Origin of the sequence: Gilliamella sp. Pas-s95, from assembly GCF_009795795.1 — a bacterium.
Taxonomy (GTDB): Bacteria; Pseudomonadota; Gammaproteobacteria; order Enterobacterales; family Orbaceae; genus Gilliamella; species Gilliamella bombicola.
The window spans coordinates 46183-48188 of sequence record NZ_WTFC01000016.1 but is presented as its reverse complement, the minus strand read 5'-3'; the positions used below and the strand labels follow the sequence as shown (position 1 = coordinate 48188).

At 41.4% G+C, this 2006-nt stretch carries 2 protein-coding genes; both read left to right on the top strand.

Features of this window, described 5'->3' with window-relative positions:
* Positions 1-1145 (top strand): hypothetical protein (locus GQ598_RS05975; protein WP_160402894.1); only part of this gene is annotated, 1145 nt, incomplete at its 5' end.
* Positions 1146-1620: 475 nt separating this feature from the next.
* Complete coding sequence (locus GQ598_RS05970) at positions 1621-1902, top strand: hypothetical protein (RefSeq protein ID WP_160402892.1); 282 nt, start codon at positions 1621-1623, stop codon at positions 1900-1902.
* Positions 1903-2006 lie beyond the last annotated feature (104 nt).

Below are 2006 nucleotides of genomic sequence, written 5' to 3'. Positions count from 1 at the left end.
TCAATCGTTATCATTATTGGGGAGATGATGATGGAGATGGACAGGGTACTAATGGTGTAACGGCGACAGGGACTTTATGGCTTTCATTAGAGGATAAGAATGGAAATACTGTAGGCCTTAATGATACATTAGATGCATGTAAGGCGCCTTATAGGGTAACAATAGGTTTAAACCTCGATGGTGCTAGTTTAACTACACAGTATGGCGTGCCAAATCGACGTGTATTTTCAACCACTAATGACAGGGAGTATTATTATTTCAAACCAAATGCAAATTGTTTGGTTTTTATGCAGTCGGCAAGGCCGAATTTGTTATATGGTGGTACTACTGGTATCAATTCTAACGACAACCCTCGCTACGCAGGCCCATCTAACATATGGAGTCCTACAAAAGGTTTTTTAACTCAGTCAACGCGTTCATCATCTTATGACCAAAATTTTCCGACAACGGGTGCTGATGGGTTGTATTTTGACTTAGAGGTGCCTACTGGAATTAATGCAAGTCAGTTGACGTGGTCTGTTGTCACGAATGGTAATATAACAGCTACGGTGACAAGTGTTACACCTAGTGATAGTTGGATTCCTAGTGTTGATAGGGGAAAAGTTGTCGCACGAGTTAAGTTAAGTGGTCCTAGGGCGGATAGTGCTCGGATACGTTCAAATTATCCTAGTCCTCTAGATGTACCCACTTTGCCACAGACATTTGAGTTGGTGGGTAGGGATAGTGATGGTAATGGGGTGAAGTATGGATTTGTCTTAAAGCAGTGGTTCGTCAATCGGGGTATTTCTACGGGTAACCGGTCTACCCACTCCAATTGGTGTAGTAATTTGGGTTATCGTCTTGCTAGGGTAAGAGATTTAACCAATGAGGTTTGTTCTGGTGAAAATTCAGGAAGTTGGTGTCAAGGTTCTGTCGGCGCCACACCTAGTTCATCTAATAATACTTATATGCGTCACATAGGTGCAGGGTTTTTCACTGAGTGGGGCCGCATGATTAATTACTCTGGTGCGGAGTTCGTCCCCAACACCTACTGGACGAGCGACGTAGTAAGTAGTCGCGAAGGCTTCGGTGTCAGCGCGGACAACGGCGGAGTTGTCCTCAGGAACTTTGTCGATACAGTTTACGCTGTTTGCACCACACCTTAGCTTTTATTTCTTAGTCCTTAATCCTTAGACCGCGGGGCGGTTATGGTGCAGATAGAGGATAATTTATCAAAGAATAACGCCCCCGCGTAAGTTGGGGCGTTTTCCCTTAGGGTTGCGCTGTTGCGGTGAAGCTACAATCGCGCCACCCACGCCGCCGCCTACGCTGAAAGCGTGGCTTTTGATGGCTCAAGGGTAAAATAAATAAGAATAACCAAGCAGTTGGTGGTAATGATAAGTGTTTGCTGTGTACTTTAACATAGTGGTGATAATTCGACTAATAGCATCTATTAAATGCTTGGAATAATATGCCTAACAATAAAATGAGCACTACTAACACAGCATTTATTTATCACCCAAGGCTTTCAACCTAAAATTGTCACGCAAACTTGCTGATAAAAGGACGAAAGTGAGGAGATATTGTTAAACCATCGATATACGCATCTTAGGTTGCAACTTCCCGACTGTGGGGTGCGGAATGGCTTTTGATTTAGTTATATCAAAACCCCAACTGACTTGGCCCTCAAAACCACTCAAAGCTAAAAATTCCCCACAAAAAGTTGTCAGTAAAGGAATTGATTTTATTAAAGTTTTTATTTGGTGTTTTTTATTCAAACAAATCATTCAAACACGCCACCAAAAGCTTATCCCTAAAAAAATTAACAAAACTTTACAAATTTTTAACAAAAAAAGTAGCGCGTTATTAATCAAGTGGTTACAATTTAATAGCTTTCAAAGCAAGAGGAAGCTCATTAGTTGAGCAGTTGATTGTAAAAAATTTAAGTAAAACAAAAGACTAATTGACAGGATGATCGAAATGCGTTACTATGGACAAGGTAATCGAAGTGAGTTGCCATATCTGGC